Raw genomic sequence first — 14,192 nt, forward strand, 5'->3', positions numbered from 1 at the left:
TCCGGGCGCATCCCCCTGACCGCGGACTCGACAGAGGAGTCGCCGCATGACCGCACAAACCCTTCCCGCCCCATCGCCCGTCGATGCCGCGAAGCGCCGCGAACTCAAGCGCGTCGCCTTCGCCACCGTGATCGGCACCACCATCGAGTGGTACGACTTCTTCCTGTACGCGAGCGCCGCGGGCCTCGTCTTCGGGTCGCTCTTCTTCGCCCCCGCGGGCGCCGAGTTCGCGACGATCCTCTCCTTCGCGACGGTCGGCGTCAGCTTCCTCTTCCGCCCGCTCGGCGCGTTCCTCGCCGGCCACTTCGGCGACAAGATCGGCCGCAAGGCGATGCTCGTCGTCACGCTGATCCTGATGGGGTCGGCGACGACGCTCATCGGCTTCCTGCCGACCTACGAGCAGATCGGCATGGCGGCCCCGCTCCTGCTCGTGCTCCTCCGCATCGTGCAGGGTCTCTCGACCGGCGGCGAGTGGGGTGGCGCCGTGCTCATGGCGGTCGAGCACGCACCCGACGGAGAGCGCGGTCGCTACGGCGCCTTCCCGCAGATCGGCGTGCCGATCGGCCTCCTCCTCGCCTCGGGCGTGCTCGCGCTCATGACCGGCGTGATCTCGCCCGGCGACGCCTTCCTCGAGTGGGGCTGGCGCGTGCCGTTCCTGCTCAGCTTCGTGCTGATCGTCGTCGGCATCATCGTGCGCCGCGCGGTCGACGAGAGCCCGGTCTTCCTCGAGATCGCCGCGAAGAAGGAGGAGGCGAAGACCCCGATCCTCACGCTCTTCCGCAAGCACTGGCTGCTCGTGCTGCTCGCCGCGCTCACGTTCGCAGGCAACAACGCCGCGGGCTACATGACGACCGGCGGCTACCTGCAGAACTACGCGACCACGCCGGTCGCCGACGGCGGACTCGTCGGCATGGAGCGCACGCCCGTGCTGCTCGCCGTCGCCGGCGCCTCGGTCGTCTGGCTCGTCTGCACCTTCGCGGCGGGAATCATCTCCGATCGGATCGGCCGCCGCAACACCTACATCATCGGGTGGATCGCGTTCCTCGCCACCGTCTTCCTGCTGTTCCCGCTCGTGAACACCGGCAACCCGTGGCTGCTCTTCCTCGGGGTCTCGCTCTTCGCGATCGGCAACGGCTTCACGTACGGGCAGCAGGCGGCGTACTTCGCCGAGCTCTTCCCTGCCTCGATCCGCTACTCGGGCGTGTCGATCACGTACGCGATCGGTGCGATCCTGGGCGGCGCGTTCGCTCCGATGATCGCCACCTGGCTCGTGCAGGAGACGGGCACCGCGACCTCCGTGGCCTTCTACATCGCGGGCGTGATGGTCGTCGCCTTCGCGGCCACGCTGCTGCTCCGCGACCGCACCGGCATCCCGCTCGGGCCCGACCACGAGGCCGAGCAGTCGCGCGGGGCCGTCTACGGCATGCGCTGAGCCCGAGTCGCCGAACGGCGCCCCGCCCATCCGGGTGGGGCGCCGTTCGTCATCTCCGGTGCGGGGTGCGTACGCCGCGGCTCAGCGCCCGAACAGGCGGGCCAGCAGGCCGGCGGGCTTCGGCTCGTCGGCGTGGCCGGTGCACCGCTCGGAGCGCGGGACCCCGCGCATCACCTGGTCGACGTGCTGGCCGCAGCCGGCCCACGTCGTCTTCCCGCAGGTCTTGCAGTTCACCGCTCGGCACATGGTCGCTCGCATCCCGGGGTGGTTCGGATACCCCTGGGGTATCCTTTCAAGCGCCCGCTGGGAGAACGATGGGTGCGCGGCGGAGCATCCGGTGCGACTCAGCTGAGCGCCCGGTGGGCATCCGGCGACGCCGCGGATGCCCCCAGCAGTCGGAGCGCGTCCGCTGAGGCGCTGCCCGCCTCCGCCGTGAACACCGAGAGCTTCAAGCCGGGGTCGGCGCTGAGCTCCATCGCCTCGTAGTCGAGCACGAGCTCGCCCACGACCGGATGATGGAGGCGCTTGGTTCCCGCCCGGTGATGCCGGACGTCGTGCGCGGCCCAGAGCGTCCGGAAGCGCTCGCTGCCCAGTGAGAGCTCGCCGACGAGTTCGACGAGGTGCCGGTCGTTGGGGCTTCGGCCGGCCTCGGCGCGGAGGTTCGCGACGACCTCCTGTGTGACGCGTTCCCACTCGGCGTAGAACTCCAGCGCGGCCGGATCGAGGAACGAGAACCTGGCCCCGTTCGGGCGGGTCATCGCGAAGATCGGTGCGTAGAGCGCACGGCCGAGGGCGTTGCCGGCGAGGTAGTCGGATCGGACGGTGGTGATGACGGCAGGTGCGTCCGTGATCGCGTCGAGGACGCGCTGCAGGCCGGGTCGGAGTCGGTCGGAGCTCGTTCGCATGCGGCGGACGACCGGCGAGGCGTTGGCCGACCGCGCCAGGTCGACGAGGTGCGCGGTCTCGGCATCATCGAGTTGCAGGGCTCGAGCGAGCGAGTCGAGTACTGCCTCGGAGGCGCCGGCGAGGCTTCCGCGTTCGAGTCGGATGTAGTAGTCGACGCTGACCCCCGCCAGCAATGCGACCTCTTCGCGGCGCAGTCCCGGTACGCGGCGGTGACCCGAGTAGTCGGGCAGTCCGGCCTGCGCCGGGGTGACCTTCGCGCGGCGGGTGGTCAGGAACTCCCGTACCTCGCTGCGGTTGTCCATGCTGTCGACCCTACGCGCGCCGTGCACGCGGAGGGAGGGCCTGGCAGTACCGGGCTCGTCGGGGACTGGTACCGAGGTCGGGGCCGGGGGTTCACTCGAAGCATGACGACTCATCCCGACACGCCGGTGCCAGCCGGGCATCGGAGCGCGACCGTGCGGGCGGTGCTGGAACGAGCATTCAGCAGTCTTGCGCCCCTGCCGATGCGAATCGCGATCGAGCGGGACCGGCAGCGCCGGTGCGAGGACCCGTCGCAGCCGGAAGCGCCCGCACGGCTCGGCCCAGCCGTCGAGCGGCTGCCCTGAACGATGAAGGAGAACCAGATGCATCCCACGATCCGCCTGAACAACGGCGTCGTCATGCCCGCCCTCGGATTCGGCGTGTTCCAGACCCCACCGGAGGCCACCGCGCAGGCGGTCGAGACCGCACTGCGGACCGGCTACCGGCTCATCGACACCGCTGCGTCATACGGCAACGAGCGCGGCGTCGGTGAGGCGATCCGGGCGTCGGGGGTTCCGCGTGAGGACCTCTTCGTCGAGACGAAGGTCTGGATCGACGACTACGGGTACGACGAGACACTGCATGCGTTCGACAAGAGCACCCGCAAGCTCGGGCTGGAGGTCATCGACCTGTTCATCCTGCACCAGCCGCTGCCGACCGCATTCGACCGCACGACGGGTGCGTACCGAGCGCTCGAGCAGCTGCTCACCGATGGCCGGGTGCGGGCGATCGGTGTCAGCAACTTCATGCCGGATCACCTCGCAGCGTTGCTCGAACGGGCGGAGGTGATCCCGGCGGTCAACCAGATCGAAGTGCACCCGTACTTCACGCAGTCCACCCTCCGATCCGCGAACGCCGCGCACGGCATCCTCACGCAGGCGTGGTCGCCCATCGGCGGCATCACCGCGTACCGCGGCGACGAGACGCGGAGCACCTTCACCGACCCGGTCATCGTCGGGATCGCCGAGCAGCACGGGAAGACGGCCGCGCAGGTCATGCTCCGCTGGCACCTGCAGCAGGGCCGCTCCGCCATCCCGAAGTCCGTCCGACCCGATCGCATCGCGGAGAACTTCGACGTCGTCGACTTCGAACTCGTGGACGATGAGCTCGCGGCCATCGACGGACTCGACACCGGAGTCCGGGGCGGCCCCGACCCGGCCGAGGTCACGCTCGAGAAGTTCAGCCGGGAGATCCCCGAGAACTGAGACCTCGTCCGCCGATCGACTCAGCGGGAGTTCACCCGGATGATCTCCTCCTGGTACGGCGCGATCACCGTGCCCGAGATGCGGCAGTCGAGCAGGAGGAAACGGCGCTCGTCGACGTGCCGCGCGGCCCACGCCGCGAGCGCGTCGAGGTCGGCGAGCTCGCGGACGACGACGCCCTCGGCGCCGAACGCCGCGGCGGCCGCCGCGAAGTCGGCCTCGGGGATGAGCATCGGCCCCTCGGCGAGGCCCTTCAGGCCGTAGAGGTTCACCTCGGCGCCGTATGCGGCGTCGTTCCAGATCACGGCGACGCCGCGTCCGCCGGCCGTGCGCACCGCGGTCTCGAGGTCGGCGAGGGCCATCAGGCCGCCGCCGTCGCCGCTCGTCAGCACGATCGTCGCGCCGGGCTTCGCCGCGGCGGCGCCGGCGACGCTCGGGAAGCCCTGGCCGATCGACTGGAACGCCGTGCCGACCATCATCATGCGGTCGGGCGAGGCGACCGGCCAGTACATGTTCGCCCAGCCGATGAAGTGGCCGCCGTCCGAGACGACGACGCGGTCTTCGGGCAGCAACTCGGCGACGCGCAGCGCGACGGCGCGCGGGTCGAGACGGCCGTCGTCGGCGAGCCCGTCGGCCCGCTCGGGGGCCGGGTAGGCGCGCAGGGAAGCCACGTCGACGCGCTCGCGCCATCCAGAGGGGGTCGCCCCGGTCATCCGGAGCTCGTCGACGAGGACGCGGGCGGCGACGGCGGCGTCGGCGCGGACGTAGCCGCCGACGTGCGGGTGCGTCGCCGACTGCGCGACGTCGACCTGGAACACCCGGGTGCCTGGCGCGAAGAGCTCGCCGAAGCGCATCGTGAACTGGTTGAGCGATGCGCCGAACACGACGGCCACATCGGCCTCGCGCACGAGCCCCATCGCGCCCTCGGCGCCGAATCCGCCGGTGACGCCGAGGTCGAAGCGAGTCTCGGGGAACACGCCGCGGCCGAGCGCCGTCGACGCGGTGATCGCCCCGGTCGCTGCGGCGAGCTCGCCGAGCACCTCGCCCGCGTCGGCGAGCCACGCACCGCGGCCCGCGAGGAGGAACGGGCGCTCGGCGGCCGCGAGCGCGTCGGCGAGCTCGCCGATCACGCCGGTCGCGAACTCGCCCGCCGGGGTGAGCGGGGCCGGAACCCGCGGCGCGGGCGCCGCGACGAACGGCCCGGCCTCGGCCGCGGCGACGTCGTAGGGGAGGGCGAGCACCACCGGCACGCGGTAGCTCAGCGCGTGCTCGATCGCGATGACCGTGGTGGCCGGGGCATCCGTGCGCCCGACCGTGTAGGTGCGCGCGCCGACGGCCGAGGCGAGGGCGATCTGGTCGACGTCCCACGGGCGGCGGCCCGAGGTGGGCTCGTCGCCGACGACGAGCACGAGCGGCACGCGGGCCTGGGCCGCCTCGGCGAGGGAGGTGAGGGTGTTCGTGAACCCCGCCCCGTAGGTCGAGGTCGCCGCGGCGAGCCGCTTCGAGGCGCGATAGTGCGCGTCGGCGGCCACGACGCCGCCCGCCTCGTGCCGCACGGCCGTGAACGCGGCATCCGTCTCGCGTTCGAGCGCGTCGAGGAAGTAGGCGTTGCCGTTGCCCATCACGCCGAAGACGTGGTCGACGTGGGCGGCGAGGGTGCGCGCGACGTGCGCGGCGACGGTGGTGTTCGAGGGTGCGGGCATGGCGAAGCCTTTCGAGACGATGACGGATGAGGTGATTCCGTATGTGTCTCGCGGCAGGGGCCCGCTTCGTGCCCATTTTTCGAGCACCGGCGCCGTGCCGATCGATGATCGCCGTACGCCTGGACGAGGTCGAGTATACGACGAGGGCGGCAGCCGGGTGGGCTGCGCGTCGTCAGGTGTCGACGGCTCAGCCGCCGGCGGTCGGCGGGCCGAGCGCCCGGATGGCGGCGCTCCAGAACTCCGCGCGAGCAGCAGCGTCGGAGGCCGCATCCGTCCCGGCGAATGCCGGCTGGGTGGGATCGGCCGCGATGAAGTGCGAGGCGCCGTCGCCGGTGATCGCGGTCACGTCGAGCCCGGCGGACGTGGCGCGGTCCCGGGTGCGATCCATCAGCCGGCACGAGTCCCACAGCGCGTCGGCGGTGCCGCAGGCGAGCACGAGCGGTCCGTCGACGTTCTCGAGGTCGAGGAGCGAGGCGGGGACGGGGTCCGCCGGGTCGATCGTGCAGGGCGTCGGGGCTCCCGCGAGCGTCCAGGCCGAACGCCTCCACTCGGGATACCCGCACCAGAGCTCACCCGCGCCGACCGGTGCGATCGCGCCGCGAACGAGATCGGGATGGACGGCGGCGAGCCAGAGGGCGACCTCGCCGCCGCGGGAGATCCCGAACGGGGTCACGCGTTCGGGGTCGACCTCGGGGCGGGCCCGGAGCCACTCGACCGCCGTGAGGAACGGCTCGAGCGGGATCTCGGCGAGCGACGTCGGTTGACCGGGCGAACCGAAGTAGCTCACGGCGAGTGCGGGGTAGCCGGCTCCGGCGAGCTGACGGGCGACGAGGCGGGCACCCGCGATGCCGCCTTCGCTGCCCGAGATCACGAGGGCGGCAGGGCGCGGCTCCGCACCGGGAGCCCCTGCTGCAGCGGGTGCCGCGAACTCGCCGACGAGTCCGTCGTCGTCGACGGGCTCGATCGACAGCCCCTCGAACTGCGTGCCGCGGGTGACCACCGTGCCCGCGAGCTCCTCGCCGTCTGCCGAGCTGAGCGTCAGCTCGACCTCGTACGGCTCGCCGAGCGAGCCGAAGCTCGGAACGCCGCTGCCCTCGGGCGCGAGCGCCCAGAACGGGGCCATCGGGTCGGCGATCGACCAGTCGCCGTCGACGGGGGCGGTCTCGGCGAGGTCGATCTCGCCGTGATCGTCCGCGACGAGGTCCGCCTCCGAGCGATGCATGATCCAGTCGATGCTCGCTGCGGCCGAGAGCGTCACCGTGCTGTTCGGCTCGAGGCCGCTCAGCCGGAGGTCGAGCGGTCGGAACGGCGCGGCCCGCTCCTCGACGAGGATGACGGCGTCGGGTTCGCCCGACGGGCCGGCCTGCGGCGCGCAGCCCACGAGGCTCGCGATCACCGCGCCGGCGAGTCCGACGGCGATGGCAGCCGGCCGTGCTCCCGAGCAGCGCATGGCTGATTCTGACCGCACCACGGGTGGCCGGTCAAGCGAGGACGGGGCCCGCTGCGCGAGCCCCGTCCGATCCGATCAGCTCGGGATCCGCCTCAGATCCGCTCCTGCTTCGGGGCGAGGGGCGTCGGCTCCATCGGCTGGTCGTTCGCCGTGAGGTCGATGCCGAGGTCGCGGGCGTAGACCACGCGGGTCGCGACGTTCACGTCGTCGCCGGCCTCGGTGAGCTCGAACACGCGGCCGCCGCGCATGCGGTTGCGGGCGGCACCGGGCAGCCCGTAGGCGCCGAAGCCCGTGCCGGGCGCGTAGCCGAGCAGCACGCCGTAGTAGTCGCCGACGTAGTCGTTCACGTGGTCGTGCCCGACGAAGACGCCCTTGACGTCGCCGCGCTCGAGGATCGCGTTGTACATGCCCGAGTTGATGGGGCCGGGGCACTCGTCCTCGTTGCGCTCGCCGACGATGCCGTGGCGGGCCTTGCCGCGCGCGGCGTCGGCCGCGGTGCGGGTGTCGACGCCGCCCCACCACATGAAGCGGTGCTCCCACAGCGCGATGTGGATGAACATGAGGCCCGGGAGCTTCCGCCCGAGCTTCTTCTCAAGCTGCTGCGACTCCTCGCGGTACCAGGCGACCTGGTCCATGCGCAGCCAGTCCCAGGTCGGGTAGCCCGCGAAGTCCTGGCCGTTGATCGAGCCCGGCGCGTAGCGGCCCGAGTCGAGCAGCCACAGCGCGAAGGCGTCGCGGTTCTTCTTCGCCGAGGAGGCGACCGGCACGATGGTGTTGCCCGTGCCGGTGACGCCGGCGATGTTCGCCGCGTTCATGTTGTAGTCGTACGAGCGGTAGAACTCGAGCATCCCGGCCTCGTCGACGCCCGACTGCGGCAGCGAGTCCTCGTCGTGGTTGCCGTAGGTGACCGCCCACGGGATCTTCCGGCTCTCCATCGGCCAGACGACGTTGTTGATGGCCTGCTTCACGGCGAGCCGGGTCTCGCAGCCGCCCGTGATGACGTCGCCGTTGATGAGCACGAAGTCGGGCTGCTCCTGGTCGAGCGTCTTCTCGATCAGCTCGACGGTGCGGCGGTCGGTGAGCTCGTCGTCCTGGGTGTCGTTGAACTGCACCACCTTGAAGGTGCCGTCGCCGTGGAAGCGCAGCTTCGGGCCGTTCGCGCGCGGGCTGCCCGCGGGGGAGCGGCGCGGGTCGGCGGGTGCCGCGTTCGCGGCGCCGACGGGCAGCGCGGCGCCGACGGCGCCGAGCGCTCCGGCGGTGATCACGGCGCGGCGGCTCACGGGAAGTCGGTCGGGCATGTCTGGTCTCCTCATCGTCGGCGACGGTCGCCGGTGCGACGGTAGGGCGGCCGGATGACCCGGGCGCGACCAGCGGGTGAACGTTCGCCCCACTCCGCCACGGCATGATGGACGCATGAAGACCGTGCAGCTGCGCCGCTACCAGATCGTCCCGGGCGAGTACGAGGCGTTCGTCTCGTGGTTCGAGGAGCGGATGCCCTCGGTGCGGCGCGCGACCGGCTTCGAGGTCGAGTTCGCCTACGGCGTGCCCGCGGCGAGCGAATTCGTGTGGGCGGTCAGCGTGCCCGGAGACCGGGCCGAGTTCGAGCGCGTCGAGGCCGCGTACGTCGTGTCGCCCGAGCGTGCGGCGGCGTTCGACGGCATCCCCGAGCGCATCGCCGCCAAGGAGATCTCGTACGTCGACGACGTGGCCATCGGCCGCGGCGACGAGCCGCACGCCGGCTGACGAGGCGGTGCGGTCGCCGTCAGGCGGCGATCGCCCGTGCCCTGGCGCCCGTCGGCGCCTCGCCGAACTCGGCGCGGAACGCACGGCTGAAGTGCGCGGCGTCGCGGAACCCCCACCGCGCCGCGATCTGCGCGACCGGGCGATGCGCCGACAGCGGGTCGACCAGCTCGCGACGGCATCGATCGAGGCGGCAGGCGCGGATCCAGCTGGAGACGGTCAGGCCCTCCTCGTGGAAGACGGCGTGCAGGTGCCGCGTCGAGATGAAATGGGCGGCGGCGATGCTCGTGGGGTTGAGCTCGGGCGAGCCGAGATGCTCGTCGATGTACGCCTGGACGCGCCGCAGCATCGGCCGGTGCGGCTTGTCGGCGTCTCGCGCGAGGTCGAGCTGCTGCGCGTACATCGTCGTCACCAGGTCGACGGCGTTGCGCGCGAGCCTCGCGCCGACCGGCCCGTCGAGCTGGTCGAGCTGTCCGGCGAGACCGCCGAGGAACCCCGAGACCACGCGCGCGAGGCCCTCGTCGCCCGAGAGGGTCGTCGCGGTCATGCCGCGCACCGCCTCCGTGGGCAGCTCGATCAGCCGGTGCGGCACCATGAGCACCGCCGTCGTGAAGCGCTCCTCGAAGACCAGCGAGTACGGGGTGTTCGTGTCGTAGATGGCCAGGTCGCCGGGGCGCACGAGCGCCTCGCGGCCGTCCTGGATGAGCAGCCCGCTGCCCGAGAGCTGCAGGCCGAGCTTGAAGAACCGCGCCTCCTTGCCGGCCACCAGCTCGGGCGTCCGCCGGATCTCGTGCGCGTCGGCGGTCACGACCGAGAGGTGCACCTCGTCGGATGACGCCGTGCGGAGCCCGCCGCGGAAGGAGTCGGGTCGCTCGGGGTGCACGCGCAGCGGCACGAACGATCGCGACACGAGGCCGGCGAACTGCGCGAAGTCGAGTGGCGCGGCGGTGTCGGCGGCGGGGGATGTGCCGAGCGAGTGCTCCACGGGGTCACCTCAGTCTCTCTCCGGACGTCGTCGTCCGGCACGGGTGCGGTTATTCTACGCACGTAGTGCGAAGACCGACAGTGGGACGTGCACCGGAGGGCAAGCGCCGTTCACGCAGCGACAACCCGCCATGGCGGGAGAGGGGCGATGATGACGGGCATCGTGCGAGGCCGTCGGGGTCTCGCGCACCCGGACGAAGGACCTCTGCCATGACCTCAACGTCGACAACGTCGCCGACGACGACCAGCGGTGAGCTCGGTCGACGCCGCCTCGGCGTGCCCTCCATCACCCTCATGATCATCGCGGCGTCCGCGCCGCTCACCGTCGTCGCCGGCGGGGTCACCAGCACCTTCGCCGTGACCGGGGTCATCGGCGTGCCCCTCGCGTTCCTCCTGCTCGCCGCCGCGCTCGCCGTCTTCGCCGTCGGGTACGCGGCCATGAGCCGGTTCGTCACGAACGCCGGCGCGTTCTACGCGTACATCGCGCAGGGCCTCGGCAGGCCGTTCGGCGTCGGCGCCTCGCTCGTCGCCTACAACGCGATGCAGATCGGCATCTACGGACTCTTCGGATTCCAGCTCTCGATGTTCCTCGAGGCCAAGCTCGGCATCGCCACGCCGTGGTGGCTCTGGATCTTCGTCTGCATCATCGTCGTCGGCATCCTCGGCGTGAACCGGGTCGACCTGTCGGCGAAGGTGCTCGGCACGCTCGTCGCCCTCGAGTTCGTCGCGGTGCTCGTGTTCGACCTCGTCGCGCTCGCCGTGGCACCCGAGGGCGTGAGCACCGCCGCGCTCGAGCCGTCGAGCCTCTTCGTGCCCGGCATCGGCGCCGTGCTCTCGTTCTGCATCGCGGCCTTCATGGGCTTCGAGTCGGCCGCCATCTACGGCGAGGAGGCGAAGAACCCGAAGCGCACGGTCGCCCGCGCGACCTACGCCGCCGTCGCGATCATCGGCGTGTTCTACGCGTTCAGCGCGTGGGCGTTCACGGTGGGCGTCGGGCCCTCGCAGATCGTCGAGGCCTCGGCGACCTTCGGGCCCGACCTGATGTTCGTCTTCATGGGCGAGCACGCCCCCGTCATCATCAGCGACATCATGCAGGTGCTGTTCCTGACGAGCCTGTTCGCGGCCCTGCAGTCGTTCCACAACGCGGTCGCGCGCTACCTCTACTCGCTCGGTCGCGAGGGCGTCCTGCATCGCGGGCTCGGCGCGGTCCGTCAGGTCTCCCGCGCGCCGTGGGCGGGGTCGGTCGTGCAGAGCGTCATCGCGATCGTCGTGACGCTCGGGTTCGTCGTCGCGGGCGAGGGCATGGGGCTGAAGAACGACTTCGCGCCGGTCGATTTCCTCTACCCGGTGCTCACGATGTTCACGTGGCTCACCAACACGGGGGCGATGGGGCTCGTGCTGCTCATGGGCATCGTCGCGATCTCGGTCATCGGCTTCTTCCGCCGTGATCGCCGTGGCGTGAGCACGTGGGCGGCCGTCGTGGCGCCCTCGATCGCCGCGGTCGTGCTGTTCACCGTGTTCGTGCTCATCGTCGCGAACTTCGACGTGCTGCTCGGCCAGGCCGAGACCACGCCGGCGACCTTCGTGCTGCCGGCCCTGCTCATCGTCCCCGGCATCCTCGGCGTCGTGTGGGCGTTCGCGCTGCGCCGTCGCGATCCCGCGCTGTACCAGTGCATCGGTCACGGGGTCGACGAGGCGGAGGCCGCCGTGCACGGGTCGGAACCGCACCGCGGGATCTGAGGCGCACGTGGCGCCGTCGTGTCGGTCGCTCCCTCAGGCGAGCGCCGCGACGGCGCCCGGAGCGGCCATGGCGGCGAGCATGAGTGACGTGCTCGCCGCCTCGGCCGCGTGGCGGAGGCGGCGTGCGTCGTCGGTGCGCAGCTCTCGGACCACGAGGCATCCGCCGAACACGGTCATCGCGAGCGCGGCCAGGGCGAAGGCGACACTGCCGCTGCCGTGCGCGTGGGCCGAGGAGGCGGCGTCGGCGGCCGCGGGCACCGCGAACGCCCATCCGCCGACGATGAACGTCAGCGCCCGGTGCAGCAGGCGCGGGTGTCCCGGCGCGGGGATCCGCGGCCGGTGCGCGGCGCGTTCGGCGCGCATGCGCGCCCCGAGCGCGAGTCCGATGCCGACGAGCGCGATCGTCCAGGCCAACGGGGGAGCCAGGCGGGTGAACGCCATGTCGCACATGGCGAGGAGCATCACGGCGGAGGCCGCGAGGTCGAGCGCCGCGCGGCGCGTCGTCACGGCGCACCCCGCACCGGTGAGCGCGCCGACGAGCATCGCGCCGTGGGCGAATTCGTTCATCTCGGGACTTCCCTGTCTCGTGGATGCAGGCTAATGTATCTCAACATTCGTAGAGAAAACGAGGTTCCAGCATGACAACGACGTCGGCCCAGCACTCGCACCACGCGAGCCCGTCACCCATCGACACCCTCCCGTCGCCGCTGCGCGACGCCGACCCGCTGCGCGGCCTCGCCGCCGACGAGATCGTCGCGACGCGCGAGATCCTCGCCGCAGCCGGGCTCGTGCGCGAGACCACCCGGTTCGTGTACGTCGGGGTCGACGAGCCCGCGAAGGCGGAAGTCCTCGCGGGGATCGACCTGCCCCGCGTCATCCGTGCGCTGCTGCTCGACCAGGCCACCGGCGCCTCGCACGACGCACGCGTCTCGCTCACCGCCCGCGAGGTCGTCCGCGTCGACGAGATCGACGGGGCGAACGGCCAGGTGCCGATCCTCGACGTCGAGTTCGAGGCGATCTACGACCTGCTCGGTCGCGAGGACGAGTGGCATGCCGCGCTCGCCAAGCGCGGCATCACGCACGAGCAGGTCGCGCTCGCGCCGCTCTCGGCGGGCCAGTACGGCTTCGAGAACGAGCGGGGGCGCCGCGTCATCCGCGTGCTCGCCTTCATGCGGCAGTACGAGCAGGACCACTGCTGGGCGCACCCGGTCGACGGCCTCTGCGCCTACGTCGACATGGTCGAGGGCCGCATGTTCGAGCTCGTCGACCACAAGGTCTTCCCCATCCCCGCAGAGGGCGGCAACTTCGACGACCCCGAGGTGCAGGGCGCGCCGCTCGACACCCTGAAGCCCATCTCGATCACCCAGCCCGAGGGCCCGAGCTTCACCGTCGAGGGCGACGAGGTGTCGTGGGCGAACTGGCGCTTCTCGCTCGCGTTCGACGCCCGCGAAGGGCTCGTGCTGCGGCGCATCCGCTTCGTCGACGCCGACCAGGGCGGCGCCGAGCGCGACATCGTCTACCGCGCCTCGATCGCCGAGATGGTCGTTCCCTACGGCGACCCGTCTCCTGCGCGCTTCTGGCAGAACTACTTCGACACCGGCGAGTACGTGTTCGGCCGCTACGCGAACTCGCTCGTGCTGGGCTGCGACTGCCTCGGCGAGATCCACTACTTCGACGTCACGCTCGCCGACGAGCTCGGCAATCCCCGGGTCATCCCGAACGCGATCTGCATGCACGAGGAGGACTACGGCACCCTCTGGAAGCACACGGACATCTACACGGGCTCGAACGAGGTGCGCCGCCAGCGCCGGCTCGTCATCAGCTTCTTCACGACCGTCGGCAACTACGACTACGGCTTCTACTGGTACCTCTACCTCGACGGCACCATCGAGTGCGAGGCCAAGCTCACCGGCGTGCTCTTCACCTCGGCGTACGACCCCGAGGCCGGCGACCACGCGAGCGAGGTCGCGCCCGGCCTCGGCGCGCCGTACCACCAGCACCTGTTCAGCGCGCGACTCGACATGATGGTCGACGGCGTCGCGAACGCGGTCGACGAGGTCGACGCGGTGCGCCTGCCGATGGGCGAGGGCAACGAGTACGGCAACGCGTTCACCAAGCAGACGACGCGCCTGCGCACCGAGTCGGAGGGCGTGCGCGACGCCGACCTCGCGGTCGGCCGTGCCTGGCACATCGTCAACACCGAGAAGCAGAACCGCCTGGGCCGGCCGGTCGCGTACGAGCTGCTCGCGCAGGGGCTCCCGACGCTCATGGCCGATCCCGAGTCGGTCATCGCCAAGCGCGCCGGCTTCACCCGCAACCACCTCTGGGTCACGCGGTACGCGCAGGACGAGCGGTACCCGGCCGGCGACCTCGTGAACCAGAACCCCGGCGGCGACGGACTGCCACGCTACACCGCGGCCGACCGCTCGATCGACGGCGAGGACTTCGTGCTCTGGCACACCTTCGGCCCCACGCACTTCCCGCGCGTCGAGGACTGGCCGGTCATGCCCGTCGACTACGCCAAGTTCACGCTGAAGCCCTACGGCTTCTTCGACCGCAACCCCGCGCTCGACGTGCCGTCGTCGGCGTCGATGGGCATGGCCTGCCACACGGATGCCGCGGCGCACGGCGCGCACGGCGGCGACGGCGGATGCGGCTGCGCCGCGGGTTCGTGCACCTGCTCGGGGCACGCGCACTGAGCGACGCCTCGAGGGCATGGGCGGTCGGATGTCGCG

The 14,192-nt window shown here is 71.5% G+C and carries 12 protein-coding genes; 5 read left to right on the forward strand and 7 right to left on the reverse strand.

All coding sequences use genetic code 11. The annotated features are described in order from the left end of the window. Positions 1–46 precede the first annotated feature (46 nt). Complete coding sequence (locus tag ACFVTR_RS02910; protein ID WP_387034571.1) at positions 47–1,432, forward strand: MFS transporter; 1,386 nt, start codon at positions 47–49, stop codon at positions 1,430–1,432. An 81-nt stretch (positions 1,433–1,513) separates the two neighbouring features. On the opposite strand, the gene ACFVTR_RS02915 is transcribed toward ACFVTR_RS02910, so the two are convergent. Then, complete coding sequence (locus ACFVTR_RS02915; RefSeq protein WP_376942496.1) at positions 1,514–1,666, reverse strand: hypothetical protein; 153 nt, start codon at positions 1,664–1,666, stop codon at positions 1,514–1,516. A gap of 110 nt (positions 1,667–1,776) precedes the next feature. Next, complete coding sequence (locus tag ACFVTR_RS02920) at positions 1,777–2,640, reverse strand: helix-turn-helix transcriptional regulator (protein ID WP_387034573.1); 864 nt, start codon at positions 2,638–2,640, stop codon at positions 1,777–1,779. Between the two features lie 321 nt (positions 2,641–2,961). Between ACFVTR_RS02920 and ACFVTR_RS02925 the strand changes: the two genes are divergently transcribed. Next, positions 2,962–3,843, forward strand: coding sequence for an aldo/keto reductase (locus ACFVTR_RS02925; RefSeq protein ID WP_387034575.1), 882 nt, complete (start codon positions 2,962–2,964; stop codon positions 3,841–3,843). 20 nt (positions 3,844–3,863) lie between these two features. Here the strand turns inward: ACFVTR_RS02925 and ACFVTR_RS02930 are convergent, their stop codons facing one another. The 3 genes from ACFVTR_RS02930 to ACFVTR_RS02940 form a co-directional block, all read right to left on the reverse strand. Then, a complete protein-coding gene (locus ACFVTR_RS02930; protein ID WP_387034577.1) occupies positions 3,864–5,543 on the reverse strand; it encodes a thiamine pyrophosphate-binding protein in 1,680 nt (559 codons plus the stop codon). Positions 5,544–5,730: 187 nt separating this feature from the next. Then, entirely contained in the window at positions 5,731–6,993 is a 1,263-nt protein-coding gene (locus tag ACFVTR_RS02935; protein ID WP_387034579.1) for an acyl-CoA thioesterase/BAAT N-terminal domain-containing protein, read from the reverse strand. 92 nt (positions 6,994–7,085) lie between these two features. Further along, positions 7,086–8,291 carry a metallophosphoesterase family protein gene (locus ACFVTR_RS02940; protein WP_387034581.1) on the reverse strand — a complete coding sequence of 402 codons (1,206 nt, stop codon included), beginning with the start codon at positions 8,289–8,291 and terminating at the stop codon, positions 7,086–7,088. Positions 8,292–8,406: 115 nt separating this feature from the next. Here ACFVTR_RS02940 and ACFVTR_RS02945 point away from each other — a divergent pair, with 115 nt between their 5' ends. Beyond that, the gene (locus ACFVTR_RS02945; RefSeq protein ID WP_387034583.1) at positions 8,407–8,736 is read left to right on the forward strand and encodes a hypothetical protein; all 330 of its coding nucleotides are present in this window, start codon (positions 8,407–8,409) and stop codon (positions 8,734–8,736) included. A gap of 19 nt (positions 8,737–8,755) precedes the next feature. Here the strand turns inward: ACFVTR_RS02945 and ACFVTR_RS02950 are convergent, their stop codons facing one another. Then, complete coding sequence (locus ACFVTR_RS02950) at positions 8,756–9,718, reverse strand: helix-turn-helix domain-containing protein (RefSeq protein ID WP_387034585.1); 963 nt, start codon at positions 9,716–9,718, stop codon at positions 8,756–8,758. Positions 9,719–9,927: 209 nt separating this feature from the next. Here ACFVTR_RS02950 and ACFVTR_RS02955 point away from each other — a divergent pair, with 209 nt between their 5' ends. Further along, positions 9,928–11,457: an APC family permease gene (locus ACFVTR_RS02955; protein WP_387034587.1), complete on the forward strand. Its 1,530-nt coding sequence runs from the start codon at positions 9,928–9,930 to the stop codon at positions 11,455–11,457. 33 nt (positions 11,458–11,490) lie between these two features. On the opposite strand, the gene ACFVTR_RS02960 is transcribed toward ACFVTR_RS02955, so the two are convergent. Beyond that, the gene (locus ACFVTR_RS02960; protein ID WP_387034589.1) at positions 11,491–12,024 is read right to left on the reverse strand and encodes a hypothetical protein; all 534 of its coding nucleotides are present in this window, start codon (positions 12,022–12,024) and stop codon (positions 11,491–11,493) included. Positions 12,025–12,095: 71 nt separating this feature from the next. Between ACFVTR_RS02960 and ACFVTR_RS02965 the strand changes: the two genes are divergently transcribed. After that, a complete protein-coding gene (locus tag ACFVTR_RS02965) occupies positions 12,096–14,156 on the forward strand; it encodes a primary-amine oxidase (protein ID WP_387034591.1) in 2,061 nt (686 codons plus the stop codon). Positions 14,157–14,192 lie beyond the last annotated feature (36 nt).

It is taken from the genome of Agromyces sp. NPDC058126 (assembly GCF_042884595.1).
Classification (GTDB): Bacteria; Actinomycetota; Actinomycetes; order Actinomycetales; family Microbacteriaceae; genus Agromyces.